The organism is Bradyrhizobium sp. CCBAU 25360 (assembly GCF_028128695.1).
GTDB lineage: Bacteria > Pseudomonadota > Alphaproteobacteria > Rhizobiales > Xanthobacteraceae > Bradyrhizobium > Bradyrhizobium ottawaense.
The window spans coordinates 194,741-214,965 of record NZ_LBJA01000040.1 but is presented as its reverse complement, the minus strand read 5'-3'; the positions used below and the strand labels follow the sequence as shown (position 1 = coordinate 214,965).

At 66.6% G+C, this 20,225-nt stretch carries 14 protein-coding genes; 2 read left to right on the top strand and 12 right to left on the bottom strand.

From position 1 onward, the window contains the following. The first annotated feature begins 116 nt into the window (after positions 1 to 116). Positions 117 to 857: a metallophosphoesterase family protein gene (locus XH81_RS20450; RefSeq protein ID WP_028139481.1), complete on the top strand. Its 741-nt coding sequence runs from the start codon at positions 117 to 119 to the stop codon at positions 855 to 857. 100 nt (positions 858 to 957) lie between these two features. Here XH81_RS20450 and XH81_RS20445 read toward each other — a convergent pair whose 3' ends face one another. The 12 genes from XH81_RS20445 to ubiE all read right to left on the bottom strand — a co-directional run bounded on the left by XH81_RS20445 (position 958) and on the right by ubiE (position 19,240). Beyond that, positions 958 to 1,965 carry an ATP-dependent DNA ligase gene (locus XH81_RS20445; RefSeq protein WP_028139482.1) on the bottom strand — a complete coding sequence of 336 codons (1,008 nt, stop codon included), beginning with the start codon at positions 1,963 to 1,965 and terminating at the stop codon, positions 958 to 960. Positions 1,966 to 2,110: 145 nt separating this feature from the next. Beyond that, on the bottom strand, positions 2,111 to 2,431 hold the full coding sequence (trxA, locus tag XH81_RS20440; protein ID WP_007598398.1) for a thioredoxin: 321 nt from the start codon (positions 2,429 to 2,431) through the stop codon (positions 2,111 to 2,113). Positions 2,432 to 2,498: 67 nt separating this feature from the next. Beyond that, positions 2,499 to 6,008 carry a double-strand break repair helicase AddA gene (gene addA, locus XH81_RS20435; protein ID WP_028139483.1) on the bottom strand — a complete coding sequence of 1,170 codons (3,510 nt, stop codon included), beginning with the start codon at positions 6,006 to 6,008 and terminating at the stop codon, positions 2,499 to 2,501. Next, complete coding sequence (addB, locus tag XH81_RS20430) at positions 6,002 to 9,148, bottom strand: double-strand break repair protein AddB (protein ID WP_028139484.1); 3,147 nt, start codon at positions 9,146 to 9,148, stop codon at positions 6,002 to 6,004. Before addB ends, addA begins: the two co-directional genes overlap by 7 nt. A 213-nt stretch (positions 9,149 to 9,361) precedes the next feature. After that, on the bottom strand, positions 9,362 to 10,084 hold the full coding sequence (locus tag XH81_RS20425) for a nucleotidyltransferase family protein (protein WP_028139485.1): 723 nt from the start codon (positions 10,082 to 10,084) through the stop codon (positions 9,362 to 9,364). Positions 10,085 to 10,202: 118 nt separating this feature from the next. Further along, entirely contained in the window at positions 10,203 to 10,520 is a 318-nt protein-coding gene (locus tag XH81_RS20420; RefSeq protein WP_018323417.1) for a PilZ domain-containing protein, read from the bottom strand. Positions 10,521 to 10,606: 86 nt separating this feature from the next. Then, positions 10,607 to 12,133, bottom strand: coding sequence for a tRNA (adenosine(37)-N6)-threonylcarbamoyltransferase complex ATPase subunit type 1 TsaE (gene tsaE, locus XH81_RS20415; protein ID WP_028139486.1), 1,527 nt, complete (start codon positions 12,131 to 12,133; stop codon positions 10,607 to 10,609). Further along, the gene (locus tag XH81_RS20410; protein ID WP_018323415.1) at positions 12,130 to 14,634 is read right to left on the bottom strand and encodes a sensor histidine kinase; all 2,505 of its coding nucleotides are present in this window, start codon (positions 14,632 to 14,634) and stop codon (positions 12,130 to 12,132) included. The genes tsaE and XH81_RS20410 overlap by 4 nt, the downstream gene beginning before the upstream one ends. A 294-nt stretch (positions 14,635 to 14,928) precedes the next feature. Further along, positions 14,929 to 15,387 (bottom strand): dUTP diphosphatase, encoded by a 459-nt coding sequence (dut, locus tag XH81_RS20405; protein WP_028139487.1) that lies wholly within the window; start codon positions 15,385 to 15,387, stop codon positions 14,929 to 14,931. Continuing rightward, complete coding sequence (gene coaBC, locus XH81_RS20400; RefSeq protein ID WP_028139488.1) at positions 15,384 to 16,835, bottom strand: bifunctional phosphopantothenoylcysteine decarboxylase/phosphopantothenate--cysteine ligase CoaBC; 1,452 nt, start codon at positions 16,833 to 16,835, stop codon at positions 15,384 to 15,386. Before coaBC ends, dut begins: the two co-directional genes overlap by 4 nt. A gap of 72 nt (positions 16,836 to 16,907) precedes the next feature. Beyond that, entirely contained in the window at positions 16,908 to 18,482 is a 1,575-nt protein-coding gene (gene ubiB, locus XH81_RS20395) for a 2-polyprenylphenol 6-hydroxylase (protein WP_028139489.1), read from the bottom strand. Next, on the bottom strand, positions 18,479 to 19,240 hold the full coding sequence (gene ubiE / locus XH81_RS20390; protein ID WP_028139490.1) for a bifunctional demethylmenaquinone methyltransferase/2-methoxy-6-polyprenyl-1,4-benzoquinol methylase UbiE: 762 nt from the start codon (positions 19,238 to 19,240) through the stop codon (positions 18,479 to 18,481). The genes ubiB and ubiE overlap by 4 nt, the downstream gene beginning before the upstream one ends. Before the next feature lie 81 nt (positions 19,241 to 19,321). Between ubiE and mutM the strand changes: the two genes are divergently transcribed. Continuing rightward, positions 19,322 to 20,221 carry a bifunctional DNA-formamidopyrimidine glycosylase/DNA-(apurinic or apyrimidinic site) lyase gene (gene mutM, locus XH81_RS20385; protein WP_028139491.1) on the top strand — a complete coding sequence of 300 codons (900 nt, stop codon included), beginning with the start codon at positions 19,322 to 19,324 and terminating at the stop codon, positions 20,219 to 20,221. The last annotated feature ends 4 nt before the right edge of the window (positions 20,222 to 20,225 follow it).

The window sequence follows — 20,225 nt, the reverse complement described above, 5'->3', positions numbered from 1 at the left end:
GCAGCGTGCAACGCTGCTGCGCAGAGCCGGGACCCAGGGCCGCATGGGCCCCGGCTCTGCAGCGCATCGCTGAAGCAGCGCTGCGCCGCGTCCGGGGCACGAAAGAGAGAATGCCAATGCGTTTCGCCGCGATTGCCGACGTCCACGGTAACTACCTTGCGCTGGAGGCGGTGCTGGCCGACATCCGCGCCCTTGGGATCACCGCCATCGTCAATCTCGGCGATATGCTGAGCGGCCCGCTCGATGCGCGCCGCACCATCGAGATCCTGATGACGCTCGACGCCGTCCACGTGCTCGGCAATCACGACCGCTATCTGCTCGACCGCTCCCCGGAGCAAATGGGCTCGTGGGATCGCCCCGCCCACACAGCGCTCAACGCCGCGCAACTGGATTGGCTGCGGGCGCAGCCAATGACGCGGGTGTTTCGCGAGCAGGTGTTTCTCTGCCACGCGACGCCCGATAACGACGAGGTCTATTGGCTCGACATGGTGCACCCGGACGGCGCGGTGGCGCTGTCGCCGCTCGACCGGATCGAGCAGTTCGCGCTGGGGCTCAAGCAATCCCTGATTCTCTGCGCCCACACTCATCTCGCCCGCGCCGTGCGCTTGCGTGACGGCCGGCTGATCGTCAATCCCGGCAGCGTCGGCAGTCCTGGGTATCGTGACAAGCATCCCTATCCGCATGTAGTCGAAGCTGGCACGCCGCATGCGCGCTACGCGATCCTCGAGCTGGCTGATCGTGCCTGGCAGGTGACATTCCGCCACGTCGCGTATGATCACGAGGCGATGGCGGCGCTGGCGCGGCGCAATGGGCAGCCCGAACTGGCGCAGGCGATCGCGACCGGATGGCTCAGGTAAATCCTCTCGTGTCCCGGACGCGGTGCAGCGCAAAGCGCTGCTCCGCAGAGCCAGGACCCAGACTCGCGGCTTCTGGGCCCCGGCTCTGCACTAGACCGACTCACCTCAGCAGCTTCATCGGATCGGCCACCTTCTGCTTCAGTTGCTCGAAGCTGCATTGCCGCGGCGCCTTGTCGGGGCGCCAGCGCAGGATCGAGGTGCCGTGGCGGAAGCGTTCGCCGCTGAAATGGTCGTAGCAGACTTCGATCACCAGCTTCGGTCTCAGCGGACACCATTTTGCCGAGCGCTCGGTGGACCAGCGGCTCGGTCCGCCCGGCGCGTTGCCGGTGAAGCCGGGTTCTGCGGTCAGCGCCTCCACCCGGTCGGTCAGCGCGGGCTTCTGCTCTGCCTTGATCGCGGATGTGAAGCCGACATGATGCAGCAAGCCACCATCGTCGTAGAGCCCGAGCAGCAACGAGCCGACCACCTTTCGCCCGGCGATCTTGTTGGTGGCGTAGCGGAAGCCGCCGACCACGCAATCGGCGCTGCGAAATTTCTTGATCTTCTGCATGCCGTCGCGATTTCCGGCCTGATAAGGCAGGTCGACGCGCTTGGCGATGACGCCGTCCGAGCCGCCACCGGATTGCGCCAGCCACTTTTTCGCCGTGGCGAAGCTCGTCGTCGCCGGCGACAGGCGGAAGAGGCCGCCCTTCAGATGGGCCTTCGCAAAAGCCTCCAGCGCCGGCCGCCGTTCGCTCAGCGGCCTTCCGGCAAGCTGCTTCTGTTTTACCGTCGCGAGCAGATCGAAGGTGAGATAGAGCGCCGGCGTGTCCTGCGAGAGCTTTTTCACACGGCTTGCGGCGGGATGAATCCGTTGCAGCAGTGCGTCGAACGAGAAGCTCTTGCCGTGCGGTACGACGATCTCGCCGTCGAGCGTGAAACGGTCGGCTTTCAGCTTCAGCGCCGCGGCGACGACTTCCGGGAAATAGCGCGCGAGGTCCTCGCCCGATTTCGAGCGCAGATCGACATGACTGCCGTCGCGCGACAGCAGGCAGCGAAAGCCATCCCATTTCGGCTCGTATTGCCATTCCTTGCCGCGTGGAATTTCGTCGACCGACCGCGCCTCCATGGCAACGAGAGAGGTCGATTTTCGCGCGCGCTTTGCAGGAGGGGCAGGCAAGGGTCGGGACTCGTCATACGCTGGACACGTCCCGTCAACGCAAACGGCCGGCATTTCGCCGGCCGTTGTCGAAAATAAACTTGCGCCAGGCGGATCAGACCGCGGAGGTGATCCACTGCTGCAGCTTCGCCTTCGGCGCCGCGCCGACCTGGCGGGAGGCCATCTCGCCGCCCTTGAAGATCATCAGCGTCGGGATCGACATCACGCCATACTTGGACGCGGTCTTGGGGCTCTCGTCGACGTTGAGCTTCACGATCTTGACCTTGTCGCCCATCGCGCCAGCGATCTCGTCGAGGGCGGGCGCGATCATGCGGCAGGGGCCGCACCACTCAGCCCAGAAATCGACGACCACAGGACCGTTCGCCTTGAGCACTTCGGCTTCGAAATCGGTGTCAGAAACCTTGCCAACGGCCATGGGAGTACCTCGTTCGGTTGAAAGAATCGGCGCGGATGGGAATCGCGCCCGGGATCATGCCGTCAACCTATGAACGGCCCCTTGCCGGGTCAAGGACGCTCACACTGAGATGAAGGGATGCCAGCGCCGCGTCCAGCGCGGGGGCTGAAATCTCCATATATTCAAGGGCCTCGGTCCAGAGCAGGACGGCGCGGATGGGCTTTTGGGGATAAAGCCGCGCCAGCACCGCCCGGTACAGCGCAAGCTGCCGGACATAGGCGGCGGGCGCTGCGGCCGCGTTCTTGGGCGCCGCTTGGTTGGTCTTGAAATCGACGATCAAAACCTCATCCGGACGAACGATCAGCCGGTCGATCTGCCCCGACACCAATGCCGGGGCACGGCCCGGCCGCTCCAGCCTGCCGGCGATGGCGACTTCCGTCCGGCTGCCGGCGGCAAAGACCGGCGCGAAGCGCGGTTCAGTGAGCAGGGCGAGCACCTTGTCGGCCAAAGCGGCGCGGTCGGCCTCCGTCCAGTCGGAGGCATTGCGTGCCATGAAGCCGAGCGCGGCCTCGCGCCGGCGCTCCGCGGCGATATCAGGCAGGGATTGCAGGAGACGGTGCACCAGCGTGCCGCGCTGCAGTGCGAGCGCGCGGGACCGCACCGATTCGCCGGTCCGCACGCTGCGGCCTTCCTCAGCCGACTGGCCGGACGGGCGCACCATGTCGTCGTCGACGATCTCGCGCGGCGCCGGCGTTCGCAGCCAGGCCGGCAGCGCGACCGTCTGGTCCACGGTCGCCGCCGGGATACCCAGCGCGGCGACGTCCTCCGGCCGGGCGAATCGCGTCACCTTGCCGAGCGGCGTCTCGATCGTCTGCTTGTCTAGGCCCGAGCCGGCGAGCCCGGTGTCGACCAGGTCATACCAGCTCAGCTTGCGGACCGTCCTCATATTGCCAGGCATGCAGCCGCCGACGATCAGCCGATCGGCCGCGCGCGTCATCGCGACATAGAGCAGGCGGCGATATTCGTCCTCGGTCTCCTCGAGCATCGCCTTGCGCGCGTTGGCGACGGGCTTGGGGTCGTCGGCCTTGCGGCCGGCCCAGACCACGACCTCGCCGCCATTGCCGCGCGGCACGTGGATCAGCCGCACCCGCTGCGAGTCCGCGGGCGACGACGTGGTGTCGACCATGAATACGACCGAGGCCTCCAGGCCCTTGGCGCCATGCACCGTCATCACCCGCACCTCGTCGCGCGAGATCTCCATGTCGCGCTTCACCTCGGTGTCGGCCGAGCGCAGCCAGGCCATGAAGCCCTGCAACGATGCCGGCGCCTTGCGCTCACAGCTCAGCGCGAGCTCCAGGAATTCGTCGAGCGCGTCGTTGGCTTCAAAGCCGAGCCGGCGCAGGATGCGCGCACGTCCGCCGTCGCCCCCTAACAACCAGGCGTAGAAGGCAAACGGCGTTTCCTCGCGCGCGCGGGTCTCGCAGGCTTCAAGCCGCCGCAGCACGGCCGCGAACTTCTCGCTTCCGGCCGCATGCTCGCCGAGTGCACGGCGCAGTGATCCCTTGCGGTCATGGGCAAGCTGGAACAGGTCGTCGTCATCCAGCCCGAACAGCGGGCTCTTCAGCGCCACCGCCAGCGCGAGATCGTCCTGCGGCAGCAGCAGCGCATCAGCGAGGTTCATCAGGTCGATGATCGCGATGTGCTCGGTCAGCTTGAGCCTGTCGGCGCCGGCCACCGGAACGCCTGCGTGCTTCAGCGCCTGGATCACGGCATCGAAGGCATTGCCGCGGCGGCGCACCAGGATCAGCATGTCGCCATAGCGCAGCGGTCGGCGCTCGCCCTCGTGCCCCGTCAGCGTGCCACTCTCGACCAGCCGCTTGATCTCGGCCTGGATGCGGCGCGCCAGCTTGACTTCTGGGCTGGTGACAGCGACGCCGTCGAACGGCGCGCGCCAGCCCTCGATCTCCTGGCGGTCGTCGGCGACAGCCAGATCCCACAGCTCGATCACGCTCGGACCGGCATCGGCGAGCGCGTTGTGCAGGGGATGGCCGATCTCGACCGAATGGATGCTCTTGTAGATCTCCTGTTCGCGGAAGACGTGGTCGACCGAGTGCAGGATCGCAGCGCCCGAGCGGAACGAATAGGTGAAGGCGACCGGATCGAACTTCAGCCCCGCCGAGGTGAACTTGCGGTGCAGCTCGCGCCGGCGCGCGTCGAACTCGTGCGGCGCCGCACCCTGGAACGAGAAGATCGACTGCTTCTCATCGCCGACCGCGAAGACCGTGCGGTTCAATCCTTCGCGCGCGCCTTCGCCGGCGGTGAATTCGGAGATGATGTGCGCGACGATGTCCCATTGCCGCGGGCTGGTGTCCTGCGCTTCGTCGATCAGCACATGGTCCACGCCGCGGTCGAGCTTGTAGTGCACCCAGCCTGAAGACACACGGTTCAGCATCGCCAGCGTCTTGTCGATGAGGTCGTCGTAGTCGAGCAGCCCGCGCTCCTGCTTCTCGCGGCGGTAGTTGGCGGCGGCCGCGGTGGCGATATGCAGCAGGGCCGCGGTGCGGTCACGCATGGCGACCGCCCGGCGCTTCTCGATCAATGCACTGACCCGCTGCGCCTCGTTCTCGAACAGGCGCGCGACCGACGGGTTGTGCTCGCCAAGCTTCTTGGTCAGCACCGCCTTGCGCGGCAGCTTTTCGTCGGTGAGGAAGACGCAGAGATAGGCATCGACCTGCGCGCTGCCGGAGAACGCCTTGGCCTCGCGGAGCCGACCGGCCTGGTCGTTGTCGGACTTGCTGCCGTCTTCCAGCGCAAAGGCGATGTCGTCCCAGCGCGATCGCGGTAGATAGGGTCCATCGAGAATCTCGGTCTCGACGTCCTCGATGCGATCGCTCGCATCGACGCCCAGCGCCGCCGCCATCTGCGCAGCGGCGGCTTCGGCGTTGCCGGCCTCATCCGTCCAGGCCATGAAGTGATCGCGGCTCAGGCACGCTTCGCGCACGACCTCCTTGAAGGTGACGTCGGCCGCGCTCGCCATCGCGGTCAGCAATGCGCGACCGGTGACGCTCTCCGGATCGCGCGCGGCCTCCAGCAGCACCTTCAGATTGGCGCGCTCCATCATGTCGGTCTGGTCGCGCTCGTCGATCACGGCGAAGCGCGCGGGAACGTTGGCCTCGAACGGAAACTGCTGGAGAAGGCGCGTGCACAGCGCGTGGATGGTCTGCACCTTCAGCCCGCCCGGCGTCTCCAGCGCGCAGGCGAAGAGTTTTCTCGCTTCGCGCCGAATTTTCGCGCTGGGATGCGGGATGCCGACAGCGCGGATCGCTGCGTCGAGCCCGGTATCATCCAGCGTCACCCAGTGACCAAGCGTGGTGAACACGCGTTCGGCCATGTTGGCGGCGGCGGCCTTTGTGAAAGTGATGCAGAGGATCTTCTCCGGCGGCACGCCCGACAGCAGCAGGCGGATCACGCGCTGCACCAGCACATGCGTCTTGCCCGAGCCGGCATTGGCCGACACGAAGGCCGAAGCGGTTGGGTCGGACGCACGCGCCTGCCGCGCGCGGACCTCGTCGGGGATGGGGCGCGGTGCCTTCACCATTCCTCGATCCCCAAACCGCCGGCCGCGGACCATTCCTTGATCCGGGCGAGATCGTCATAGGTACCGTAGCGATTGGACCACATCGGCAGGTTCAGCGAGGTGTAGGGCTGGTTCTCGTCGTCGAAGGCACGGATCAGCGCTTCCAGTTTGGCCCGCGCTTCGGCGGCCGCTGTGTCCGGCGGCTGCGGCTCGTCGCCGGGTTTGTACTTGAGCTCGAGGATGCGCTCCTCGCCCGGCGGATTGTTGCCGCTCAAGCGCACATAGACGAGCTGGCTCACCGACGCGCCGGCGTCGATATCGGGAAAGCCACCCTCGCGGAGGATCGCGGCCTCCAGTGTGAGCTGCGGCGACAGGCCCATGCGGACCTGCTTGCCGGTCGGCGGCTGTCCGGTCTTGTAGTCGAGGATGGCGCAGCCGCCGCCCTGGCGCCGCTCGATGCGGTCGGCGCGGGCCGAAAGGCGGAAGCTGCGCGCGCTGTCGAGCATGATCGAAATTTCGCCGCGCGTCTCCGCGACGATGGCCTCGATCGCGTCGCGCCGCGCCGTCTCCCATTCGCCGAACCAGCTCGCGATGCGCTGGAAGCGCGGCCACCACAGCGCCCGCGCTTCGGGCCGCTCCATAAGCGGCGCGAAATATTTCTCGCCGATCGCGCGCAGCACGCGAGCGGGGTCGTCAGGCAGACGCGTCGCATAGCATTCAGTGAACTCGCCGATCGCGTCGTGGATCGCCGAGCCGCGGTCGGCGGCCGACAGCGGCATGTCGACGGGATCGAGCGCATCGAGCCGCAAAATGTGTTTTGCGTAGATCGTGTAGGGATCGCGCAGCCAGTCCTCGATCGCGGTCACCGACATCCTGAGCGGCCGCGTCGCGCGCGGCGGCCGCGGCTCGGGCTGCTTGATTGGCCTGACCTCGTCCGGCTGGTCGAGCGCGCCCGCGAACTGCACGTATTTCTCGCCGGCGCGAACGGCCGCCTTCCAATGATCGTCGCCCGCAACCGCCTCCAACCGATGCAGGAAGCGCGAAGCCACCGCCGGCGCGCCGCCGGCCTTGGCGGAATGGGTGAGGATCACCTCGTCGCCACCGAGCAGCTGGGCAAAATCGTGGGCGGAGAGGCCGATGCGGCGCTCCGGCAGATCGAGACCGAGCTCGTGCCGCATCGGCCGGCTCAGCCAGGGGTCGATGCGCGGCGCCGGTGGCCAAACCCCCTCGATCAGTCCGCCGACTATGACGCGGTCGGCTTGCATCAGGCGCGATTCCAGCGGGCCGTAGATCTGCAGCCGCGCGCCCGGCTTGTCTCGCCGCCGCACCGCGCGGTCGCTGAAAGCGGTCTGGAAGACGTCGGCATAATCAGGCAGCGTCACCATCAGTCCGCTGATCGTGCCGCCGCGCAGGAGATCGTCGAAGGCGCCGGCGAGCGCGAGGCCTTCGCGCTCCTCGAAGGCGAGCGGGATGCCCTGCTCGTCGCGCGACAGCTCGATGATGATCTCGCGATGCCGGTGGGCAAGCTCGGCGAAGTCGAACGGCTTTGCCGACGCCAGACTCTCGATCGGTGCCAGCGCCTTCTGCAAGGTGTCGATCAGCGTCTGGATGCGGTCGATGTTTTCGGCCTTGAGATGCGCACGGGGCTCGGCCTTGTGAAGCGCGGAGACCTCGCTGCGCCACAGCTTTGTCAGCTCGTTGCGAAAGCGGTTGAATTCGCGCAGCAGGCCGCCGGTGCCGGCAGGCGGACGCGTGCCGCGTAGGACTGCAAGCTCGAGATCTTCGATCGCCGCCTTCCACGCGCCAGGCAGCCGGCCGAGCCGGCACAGCGGATGCTTCAGCATGGCCAGCAGCGTTGGCGGCTCCAGTCCCTTGGTCGCCGCTTCCGCAGTGAGCCGGGCAAAGACGCCGGCGGATGTTTCCATCAGCACGTCACCGCCGGAATCGTCGAAGGCGAGATCCCATCGGGTCAGCGCAGCCATCACCCGCCGCGCCAGCGCGCGGTCCGGCGTCACCAGCGCTGCCGATTTGTCGAGATGCCGTGCTTCGCGCATGGCGATGGCAATGGCGAGCGCTTCCATCTCCGGATTGGGGGCTTCGACGACGGCGAGGCTTTTCATGCCGCCCAAGATCTTCGCTGCGACATCCGGCTGCTTCAGCCGGTCGTGCCAGACTTCCGTCTTGGCCGACGGCCGCATCGATTCGGAGGCGAGCAGATCGCGGCCGCCGTCCGCTGGCGGCAGGAGAATCTCGACGTCGCTGCGCTTGATGCCAAAACGATCCAGCAGCGCGTGCATGGCATATTGCGGATGGTTCGACGCCGGATGCTCTGCGAACTTGCCCAGCGAGTCGCGCACGCCGCCGATGCTCCGCCAGGCGCCGTCGTCGAGATCGGTGTCGAGGCCCGGCAGCACCACTGCGCCATGCGGCAGCGATGCGACTGCGTGCAGAAATTTTGCTGTGGCCGGCATCGAGCCGGTCGAACCCGCCGCGATGACCGGCCCGTTCGGATGCGCGGTCAGCCGTCTGGCCTCCGCCGCGATCAGGTGATCGCGCCGCGCCGCGGGCTCGATCCGGTTGATCTCGGCGAGATGACCGGGCCAGGCGATCCGCGCGATCCGCAAAAATTCGAGCGAGTGCTGCCAGTAACGGTCGAGGTTGTCAGGTACGAGACCGTCGAGCGCGCTCCAGTCGACGCCGCGCGTCACCATGTCGTCGATCAGGCGCGCGAGGTCGCCGGCGAGCGCCAGCGTCGAGGCGGGCCCGCCGACCACCAGCGGCGACAGCACCGGGCCCTTGGCCCAGGCCGCGACCAGTTGCGCCAGCGTCAGCCGTCGTTCGAGCTCGCCAAGCCGCGGCGGAATGTCGAGCGGCGTTGCGCCGGAGAACTGCTCGCCCTCGTCGGCGAAGGCGAGCTCATCCTCGTCGATGTCGCCGAGCGCGACGATGCGCGGCAGCACCACGGCGTCCGCTTTCATCTCGTCGAGGAAGATCTCGCGGACCACGCGCATCGCGCGCCTTGTCGGCAGATACAGCGTGGCATCCGCCAGCCGCGCCGGTTCCTTGCGCGCCTCGAATCCCTCGACCAGCCGTCCGTCGAGCAGGCTCGCGACGATCGTGCGCAGGAATGGAACTGAGAGGGGAACGCTGAAGACGCGCATGAGCTGCCTGATTCGGAGATCAGGGCAATATAGGGAGGCGCGGTCGAATGGTCATGGGGCGGGGGGAAGTCGTCCCCGCTGTTCGCGAGACCTGACAGGTCTTGTAGGGTGGGCAAAGCGAAGCGTGCCCACGCATTTTGCCATCGAGAGAGATGGTGGGCACGGCGCTAGGGCGCCTTTGCCCACCCTACGGCACCGCGTTCGGGACCGGCCCTACGCCACGCTCTCCAGAAACGCCTCTTCCGCGGCGTGCACGGCGTCGGGCGTGCCGACATGCATCCAGACGCCGTCGAGGCGGAGGCCGAACAGCCGCTCCTGCTCGTTGGCGCGATCGAACATTTTCGTCAGCGAGAACTCGCCCTGCGGCGCGCCTTCGAAGATCGATGGTGACAGGATCGCAGCGCCGGCATAGACGAACGGAACGACTTCCTTTTCCTTGCGCTTGCGCAGGGCGCCGTCGGGCAGCATGCCGTAATCGCCGCGACCGCTATAGCCGATGCTGGTCGCAGTCGGCGCCATCAGCAGCAGGATATCCATGCGCGCGGGGTCGAAATTCTCGGCGAGCCGCGTCAAATTGGAGCGCACGCCGTCGATCCAGAGCGTGTCGGAATTGACGTGGAAGAACGGTGCGTGGCCGAGCAACGGCAGCGCCTTGACCACGCCGCCGCCGGTGCCGAGCACCTGGTCGCGCTCGTCAGAAATTGTCACGCGCGGAAGCTGGCGCGATGCGACGTGATCGATGATCTGGTCCGGCAGGTAATGCACGTTGACCACGGCCTCGGTCACGCCCGCCTGGCCGAGCTTGTCGAGCACGTGGTCGAGCAGTGGCTGGCCGGCCACCGGCACCATCGGCTTCGGCATCTTGTCCGTCAGGGGACGCATGCGCAGGCCAAACCCTGCGGCGAGCACCATGGCTTTGGTCGGTTTGACGGACATCCTTCGCTTTCTCAGACCTTTCGCGTTCGCAGCAATCCTAACACGAGGTTCGATCAGCCGCACCGCATCTCAACCGCCTTAACCACCCGCCGTGACGGTTGTACGACGGGTGTTGCCATCATGCCCCGACGGCTGTGGAACGCGCCTTTTTCTTCTTGTCGCCGAGCTTGAGGAAATTGACCCCGATCTGGTCGCCATTGACCCAGGCCAGCTCGCAACGCCGGTACGCAAGTCCGGTGGACGACAGCAGCAGAAAGAACTCCTTCAGATGGAGGCCCTCCACCGAGCCGTCGATGGTCAGCTTGGCGCCGGTCTCGGAGACGTCCTCCATGGTGCAGTCGCGCCGCCAGGTGCCGTCGATCCCCATCATCTGGGCCGAGATCCCGCGCTCGAAGACAACCCGGCTGTTGCCGCGCTGGTCCGTCTTTACCGCCATCTGCCCGCTCCAGCCCGTAATGATCCGGCTGCCTCGCCGCCAGAATACCGGCGTCTTGGCTAACAGCTGGTAAATCGGCCTCCGAATCAGGCCGGACTTTGGGGCGGAGGGACGTTGGCGAGATACCAGTCGCGCAAAGAGCTCAGCGCGGGATGTGCCAGCGAGCGCCGGAGATAGGTCCAGATCCGCGGCTGGTGACGCAAATAATGCGGCTTACCATCGCGGCGGTTGAGGCGGGCGAAGGTGCCGAGCAGCCGCGTATTCCGCTGTGCCGACATGATGGCGTAGAGCTCGGCGAACCCGGCCGGATCGAAGCCGGCATCGCCAGCGCGCCGCGCCTTGATGTAGCGCGACAGCAGCGTCAGCTCGAGGCTTTCGGGCACGTCGATGCGGGCGTCCTGCAGCAGCGACACCACGTCGTAGGATTGCGGACCGAGCACGGTGTCCTGGAAATCGATCACGCCGACGCGCGCGATGCCGGCGCGATCCGGAAGCCAGATCAGATTGGGCGAGTGATAGTCGCGGATGATCCACGTCCTCGGCGCGGCCAGCGGCTTCCTCAGCAGCTCGCGCCACATCGCGAAGAATTCCGCCCGCTTGTCGTCGCTCAGCGGCGCGTTCCGATCAGGCAGATACCATTCCGGCATCAGGCCGATCTCGATCAGCAGCGCCTCGGCATCGAAGACAGGTATAGCGTAGGTCTGTCCGTCCAGCGGCAATGTTTCCGGCAGCGTCTTGCCGTGGAGCACGGCCAGCACATCGGCCGCGGCCTCGTAGCGCTCGGCAATCGGGCGTGGCGGATCGCCTTCGATCACGCCTTCGCTGCCGAAATCCTCGGTGATCAGGAAGCCATGGTCGAGGTCGGAATGGTGGATCGCGGGCGCCGAGATGCCCTGCGCGCGCAGGCCTTCGTCGATCGCAACGAACGGCTTGACGTTCTCGGCGAGATGCACCGCGGCGCTGTACGATTTTCCGTTGTACGTCGCAGCACCATCAGGGCGCTGCGGAAAGTTCATGAGGATGACGATCTCGTCGTTGCGCAGCAGCCGCGCATAGGAGCGGGTCGAGGCATCGCCGGCCATGCGCTTGCGAGTCGCATCCATGTAGCCAGAGGCATCGAGGAATTCGCGCAGCGCCTGCAGCCGCGCGACAGCGGCGGCCGCCTTGCCGTAACCGGTGATGTCGGCGGCGCGCGCATTCGAGCCCAGCGCCGGCCGATGCGTCAGCGCGATGTCGATGCGATCCTGTGGCATCGCCGACGGCGCGCGCTCCGGCCATTCGATCAGGACGAGTGTGGCATCGGGCAGCGGCGACAGCCCGATCTCCTCGAGCTCGCTCTCGTCCTCGACGCGGTAGAGATCGGCGTGCATCACCGGAAAGGGCGGCAGCTCATAGCCCTGAACCAGGGTGAAGGTCGGGCTCGGCACTTCCAGCGCCTCGTCGCCGGCGAGGTAGCGGATGAGCGCGCGGGCGGCCGCGGTCTTTCCTGCGCCGAGATCGCCGGTGAGGGTGATGACATCGCCGGGACCGACCAGCAGCGCGAGGTCGGCCATCAGTTGCGCGGTGGCCGTCTCGTTGTGAAGCGCGACGGAGAATGTGGTGGGCGCGCTCATTCGGCGGCGTCGCGATGCGCCGCCTGGTCGGTCGGGAAGTCGCAGATCACGACCGTGCCCCGGCCGACGATCGAATCCACCCGCACCTTGCCGCCATGCAGCTCGACGAAGGAGCGCACCAGCGACAGGCCGAGCCCGGCGCCGCGGTGACGCGAGCCCTGCGAGCGGCTTTCGAACCAGTTGAACACCTTGTCCTTCATGTCGGCAGGTATTCCAGGCCCGGAATCTGTCACAGTGAAGACCACGCTGCGTTCGGTGCGGCGCGCGCTGATGCCGACGGTGGAATCCTGTGGAGAAAACCCGACGGCGTTGGCGAGGAGGTTATAGAGCACCTGCACCACGCGCTTCTCGTCGCCGACGAAGCTGCCGACATCGGGCGCGATCTCGACTTTGAGGCGGATGCGGTCGGTCGCGAGCCGGTCCTGGATGCCTTCGGCCGCGAGCTCGATGGTCTTGCTGACGTCGACCGGCCCGAGTTCCAGCTTCATGGCGCCCGCGTCGATGGTGGCCAGATCGAGGATGTTGTTGGTCAGCGCCAGCAGCGCATTGGTCGATTTGGTGACGTAGTCGAGATATTCGGCCTGTTTCGGCGTCAGCGGCCCGGTCGAGGGATCGCTGAGGAAATGCGCGAAGCCGATGATGGTGGTGAGCGGCGAGCGCAGCTCGTAGGAGACGTGGTGGACGAAATCCACCTTCATTTGGTCGGCGGCCTCCAGAGCCTCGTTGCGCTCGCGCAGCGCGCGCTCGACGTTCTCGGTGTCGGTGATGTCCTGGAACGTCAGCATGGTCGCGCCGTCATGCAGCGGGCGGATCATGCCGTCGAGCACGCTGCCGTCCTTGCGCTCCAGCTTCAGCGGCACGTCGGCGCGGCTCTCGATCGAGGTGACGGCCTCGCGGATCTGGCGCCAGACCGTGGGGTCGTCGAACAGCTGATGGCACCAACCTTCCACCGTCTGGATGTGCGGCTCGTCGCGCATGGCATCGCTCGACAGTTTCCACATCCGGACGAAGGCCGGGTTGAACAGCTGCGCCTTGCCGTTGCTGCCGAACACCGCGACGCCCTCGGCGAGGCTGTCCAGCGTCTCGCGCTGGACACGGATCATGCCGTCGAAGCGGCGGGCGAGCTCGAGGCTCTCGGTGACGTCGTCGAACAGATAGGTGACGCCGCCTTCCGGGTTCGGCGTGGTGACGACCGAGAGCGCGCGGCCGTCGGGCAGGTACCAGGTGTCCTTGGTGGTCTCGACCGCGCGATAGGCCTCGTGCAGCTTGGATTTCCAGGCACGGAAGTCCGGCTGTTCCGGCAGTTTTCGCGCGGCACGGAGCTGATCCAGCACGCTGGAATCATCGGGATTGGCGTCGAGGAAGGTGCGGTCGAGGTCCCACAGCCGGCGGTAGGAATCGTTGTAGAAGGCGAGCCGGCGCTGGCCATCGAACACGGCAACGCCGGAGGAGAGCTGGTCGAGCGTGCGGCGATGCGCCTCCGCCATCCGCACCAGCGCCGAGCTGAGCGCGTCCGCCTCGCTGGCATCGATGGCGACGCCGACGCTGCCGCTGCCGACATTGACCGCGCGCACATCGTAGATGCGGCGCTCGCCGCTGATCACAATCGGCAGCCGGGCGTTGAAATTGGCGGTGTCCTTCAGTCCCCGTTCCATCGCGGTGCGGTCGGCGCTGTCCAGCAGCTCGAGCTTGCGCTCCTGCGCATCGGTGACGTTGTTCGCCTCGGTGGCACGAACATAGGCGGGGTTGGCGTAGGTCAGCGCGCCGTTCTCGCCCTTGGCCCAGATCGGCCAAGGTGCGTTGGCGGCAAAGCCGCGCAGCATCTCGGTCTCGTCGGAGAGCGCGTTGTAGCGCAGATTGGTCTCGGCCAGATCGCGGCGGAGACCCGAGAGTTCGCGAATCCGGACAATGGCCTGGCCGCCGATGGCGCGGCCGATGGCCTCGAGCGTGTGGCCATGCGCGGTCGTCAGCGTCAGCTGGAACCCGTCGCCGCGGTCACGCAGCGCATCGACGGCGTGATCCATCTGGAGCGCGGGCTCGGGCGGCAGCCAGGTTCCGAATGCGAGCACCCGTTGCGGCGAGGAGTCGCGCGGCAGCACCATGGAGATGTCGCCGGAGATCTGCGCGCGATTGTCGCCGGCCGGCCAGGAGATCAGGATCTGCGGCTCGGCGAACAGCAGCGCGCCGAAGCGGTCGGCCTGGAGCTGGAGTTCCCCGATTCGGGCGCGCAGCCGCGCCTCGTTCTTCGCGGTGCGCACGCGCGTGCGCATCAAGAGGATCGCAGCCACCACCGAGAAGCCGAGCAAGGCCAGCGCGGTGGCGAGCACCGCGAGTTCCTGCCGGTTGAAATCCAGCATGATGGAGAGGGTGTCGATGAGGTCGGCCGCCTCGGCCGGCGCAGCCGGCAGCAGCGCTGCAAGAGCGCCTCCCAACAAGCCGTTGCGCACGAGCGATGTGCACGACAGCAGCGTCCGACGCATCGACACGATCACGCCTGACATAGTTGCCCCAAGACCGCACGAATTTACGCGCGGCGACCCCCGTCGCGCGCGAATCAAACGACAATACCCTCACCGCGACTCCGCCGGTAAGAGTCCAGATCGTGAACGCAAAGGCGGCCCCAAAAAAATGCCGGGGGAGGGGTTCCCGCCCACGTAGTTCTTCGGGATGATTCGGCTGAAATTGCCGTGCGTTAGCGGGGCCGAATATTTGGGCGACATGGCCGCCGCGGAGCAGGTGCGCTCCCTCCCCTGCTCTGCGCGTCGACCTCTCCCGCAAGCGGGAGAGGTAAGAAACTAGCGGCCGGTCGAGCCGAAGCCGCCGGCGCCGCGATCCGTGGCCGACAATGTGGCCACCGGAACCAGCACGGCCTGCACCACGGGCGCGATCACCATCTGGGCGATGCGCTCGCCGCGCTTGATCACGAACGGCGCCGCGCCGTGGTTGATCAGGATCACCTTGATCTCGCCGCGATAGTCCGCGTCGATCGTGCCCGGCGCGTTCAGCACGGTGACACCGTGCTTGGCGGCAAGTCCCGAGCGCGGCCGCACCTGCGCCTCGTGCCCGGCCGGCAATGCGATCGCAAGGCCGGTCGGCACCAGCGCATATTGGCCTGGTGCGAGCGTCATCGGCTCGCCGTCCGGCACCGCCGCCATCAGGTCGAGGCCGGCCGCCTCGGTGGTTTGATAGGCCGGCATTGGCAGGCCTTCCGCATGGGCCAGGCGTTGCAGTTCGACAGTGACCTTCGTGCTCAAGATGCCGGCTCCAGGGATTTGTCGGTCACGCTTCGTGCGACATGCGCGACCAGTTCGATGGCGACCTGTTCCTTGGTCATCACCGGCCAGGAATCAACTGCAATCTCGCCGTCCTTCTCACCATTCTTGCGACTGATCAGATGCACGGTGTTGCGGTCGCCGCCCATCACGCCCGTGGCGGGCGAGACGTCGTTGGCGACGATCCAGTCGCAGCCCTTGCGGGCAAGTTTTGACTTGGCGTTGTCGATGAGGTGCTCGGTCTCGGCGGCAAAGCCGATCACCAGCGGCGGGCGCTTGTCGGTCAGCTTCGAGATCGTGGCGAGGATATCGGGGTTCTCGATCAGCTGAAGCGGCGGCATGCCGGCTGCGGTCTTCTTCAGCTTCTGCTCGCCCTCGTTGGCAACGCGCCAGTCGGCGACGGCGGCGGCAAAGATCGCGATGTCGGCGGGAAGCGAGGCCTGCACCTGCTCCAGCATCTGCCGCGCCGATTCCACATGCTTCACCGTCACGCCCTGGGGATCGCTGAGGTCGACCGGACCGCTCACCAGGATCACCTCGGCGCCGGCGGCTTGTGCGGCGGCGGCGATGGCAAAGCCCTGCTTGCCGGAAGAGCGGTTGGCGATGTAGCGCACCGGATCGATCGGCTCGTGGGTGGGACCTGCGGTGATCAGCACGCGCTTGCCGGCAAGTGGCTTCGGCGCCGGCGGCCGCAGCAGGCGCTCGGCGGCGGCGGCGATCTCGACCGCCTCCGACATGCGGCCAATTCCGGCCTCGCCCGCTTCGGCCATCTCGCCGGAATTGGGTCCGATCAGCACCACGCCGTCGCGCTGCAGCTGCGCGACGTTGCGACGCGTCGCCGCATTGTTCCACATCAGCGGGTTCATTGCCGGTGCCAGCAGCACCTTGCGGTTGGTCGCGAGCAGGATCGCGCTGGCGAGATCGTCGGCGTGGCCGTTGGCCATCTTCGCCATCAAGTCGGCGGTCGCCGGCGCCACCACGATCAGGTCGCAGTCGCGCGCAAGCCTGATATGGCCGGCGTCGAACTCGCTCTGGGGGTCGAACAGGTCGGTATAGACGCGCTCATGGGAGAGGGCGCTGACCGCCAGCGGCGTGACGAATTGCTGCGCCGCTTTGGTCAGGACACAGCGGACCTCGACGCGGCGCTCCTTCAGCCTTCGGATCAGGTCGAGCGATTTATAGGCTGCGATCCCGCCGCCGATGATCAGGGTGACGCTGGCCTCAGGGACGGCGCCGGTGCGCTGAGGGGTGGGGCCGACGGAGGCTGCCGGCGGCGCCGAAAACGGCGTCAGCGGCTCCTCGCGGCCCTCGATCAGCTCCCGCAGGATGACCCGGACCTCTTCCTCGACCGATCTGCGGTTCTTGGCCGAGCGCAGCCGCAAATAGGTTTTGACGCCGTCGTCGAGCTTGCGGATGGTCAGGCTTGCCATGACGCCCCTCCAGCACGGAATGATAGCGATGCTATCATTCGTGTGATTGCAATGCAATCAAACTTTTGGCAATCACAGATTCCGGACGGCGATCAGGATCCCGATGAAGGTCGCGGCGATGATCCAGAGCGCGACGGTGCGCCAGCGGTTCTTGCGGCCCTCGCTGCGACCCATCGCGGCGATGCTCTCCGGCGACAGCCTGATGCCTTCCCGCGTCATGGTCTCGAGCTGCTCCAGCACCTTCACCGACCGCTCGGCGATCTCCGGCAGGCGCATCAGCACGCGCGCGATGTCTCCGGTCCCGGCGAGCGCGCCTTGCACCCGGCCGATGGGTCCGAGATTGCGCTCGATCCATTCGCGTACCACGGGGTCGGCGATCTTCCAGATGTCGAGCTTGGGGTCGAAGCCGCGCGCCACGCCCTCGACCACCACCATGGTCTTCTGCAGCAGGATCAGCTCGGGCCGCGTCGTCATGTCGAACAGGCCGGTGACCTCGAGCAGCAGCGTCAAGAGCCGCGCCATCGAGATCTCTTCCGCCGTGCGGTTGTGGATCGGCTCGCCGATGGCGCGGATGGCTTGCGCAAAGTTCTCGACCGAGTGATGCGCGGGCACGTAGCCCGCCTCGAAATGCACCTCGGCGACGCGGCGATAATCGCGGGTGATGAAGCCGAGCAGGATTTCCGCGAGAAAACGCCGCTCCTTCATGCCGAGCCGGCCCATGATGCCGAAATCGACTGCGACGAGTCGTCCCGCGTCATCCAGGAACAGATTGCCCGGATGCATGTCGGCGTGGAAGAAGCCGTCGCGCAGCGCGTGCCGCAGGAAGCTCTGGATCACCTTGCGGCCGAGATCGGGCAGGTCGACCTGCGATTCTGCCAGACGCTTGTGATCGTTCAGCGCGATGCCGTCGATCCACTCCATCGTCAGCACGTTGTGCGTGGTGCGGTCCCAGTCCACGGACGGCACGCGGAAATCAGGATCGCCCTGCGTGTTCTCCGCCATCTCTGACAGCGCCGCAGCTTCCAGCCGCAGATCCATCTCCATGGCGACCGAGCGCGACATGGTGTTGATGACCTCGATGAGGCGCAGCCGCCGCGCTTCGGCCGAGTAGGTCTCGGCTTTGTTTGCGACGAAGAAGAAATCGGAGAGGTCGCGGCGGAAGCGTGAGGCCACGTTGGGCCTGAGCACCTTGACCGCGACCGACTTGCGGATGCCGGCGTGCAAGACCTCGCCGCGATGCACCTGCGCGATCGAGGCCGCCGCGACGGGCGGGCCGAAGCTCACAAACACGTCCTTCAGCGGCCGCTCCAGCGAGGTCGCGATCGCGGCTTCGGCTTCGTCCTGCGGAAACGGCGGCAGGCGGTCCTGGAGACTTTCGAGGTCGCGCGCCATGATGACGCCGACGACGTCGGGTCGTGTGGCCAGGAATTGTCCGAGCTTGAGATAGGCGGGGCCCATCCGCGTCAGCGCGCGCGATATCCGCGGGCCGTGCTTGACGCCACGCCGTTCGACGAGGCGCGCCAGCTTCAGAGCGAGCTGTCCCGGCGGCGGCACCAGGCTCGGATCGACCGAGCCGAACACGCCCTCGCGCGCAAACACGAACGCGGCGCGGATCAGGCGCGCAATGTGGGTGAAGGCAGAGATCACAAACGCCAGCCCGAATGCAGTGCGACGATGCCGCCGGACAGGGTCTGCCAGCTGACGCGGGCGAAGCCGGCGTCGCGGATCATGTCGGCGAAGGCGTTGGGTTTTGGAAACTTGCGGATGGACTCGACGAGATATTGGTACGACTCGGCGTCGCCCGTGATCATGCGGCCGAGCGGCGGGATCACCTTGAACGAGAACAGGTCGTAGATCCGGTCGAGCCCGGGCATCTCGACGGTGGAGAATTCCAGGCACAGAAAGCGGCTGCCGGGCTTCAGCACGCGATAGGCCTCGCGCAGCGCCAGATCGATCCGGGGCACGTTGCGAATGCCGAAAGCGATCGTATATGCGTCGAAGCTGCGGTCGGCGAAGGCGAGCGCTTCGGCATTGCCTTCGACGAAATCGACCCGGGTTTCGAGATGGCGCTTCGCGGCGCGCTCGCGGCCCACCGCCAGCATGTCGGTGTTGATGTCGCAGACGGTGGCATGGAAGCCGGGGCCCGCGGCCTTGGCGGCGCGGAACGAGATGTCACCGGTGCCGCCGGCCACGTCAAGCAAGGCGAACGACCGGTCGCTCCTGGGCGGGTCGAGCGCGGTGATCATGATGTCCTTCCAGACCCGGTGCAGGCCACCGGACATCAAATCGTTCATCAAATCATAGCGCGATGCCACGCTGTGAAACACATCGTTCACCAGCGTCTGCTTGTCCCCGAGGGGGACGTCCTTGAAGCCAAAATGCGTGGTTTCGCCCGGCCGATCCATTACTCTACTCCACTGGGCGAACCATAGCGCGCCCGCCGCAATGGCGCTATCACACCGCCCTCATAAGGTGAATGCCTGACCATGCCTGAATTGCCCGAAGTCGAGACCGTCCGCCGCGGCCTTCAGCCCGTGATGGAGGGTGCGAAAATCCTGGTGGCGGAGGCCCGCCGGCCGGACCTGCGCTTTCCGTTCCAGCCAGATTTCGTGGCCCGGCTTCAGGGGCAGGTCGTCACGGGGCTCGGCCGCCGTGCAAAATATCTCTTGGCCGATCTCGCCTCCGGCGATGTGCTCCTGATGCATCTGGGCATGTCGGGCTCGTTCCGCGTCATCAAGCCGGACAACGAGGCAGCTCCCGGCGAGTTTCACTATCCTAGGGGTAAGGACTCCACGCACGACCACGTGCTGTTTCGGATGTCTTCCGGCGCCGACATCGTCTTCAACGACCCGCGCCGTTTCGGTTACATGAAAGTGATCGCGCGTAACGCACTCGACGAGGAGCCGCTGCTGCGCGGCCTCGGCCCCGAGCCGCTCGGCAACGAATTCGACGCCGCGATGCTGGCGCGGTCCTGCGAAGGCAAGGCCACCAGCCTGAAGGCCGCGCTGCTCGACCAGCGCGTGGTGGCGGGGCTCGGCAACATCTATGTCTGCGAAGCCCTGCATCGCTCGCATCTGTCGCCGCGCCGGATCGCGGCGACGCTCGCGACCAAGGGTCGCAAGGGCGTTGGCGGCGGCGAGCCGACCGATCATGCGAAGCGATTGGTAAGTGCGATCCACACCGTGCTGAACGACGCCATCAAGGCCGGCGGCTCGTCCTTGCGCGACCATCGCCAGACCTCGGGCGAGCTCGGCTATTTCCAGCACTCGTTCAAGGTCTACGACCGCGAAGGCGAGAAATGCACGACGCCGGGGTGCGGTGGCACGGTCAAGCGGTTTACGCAGAATGGCCGGTCCACCTTCTGGTGTCAGAAATGTCAGAAGTAGAAAT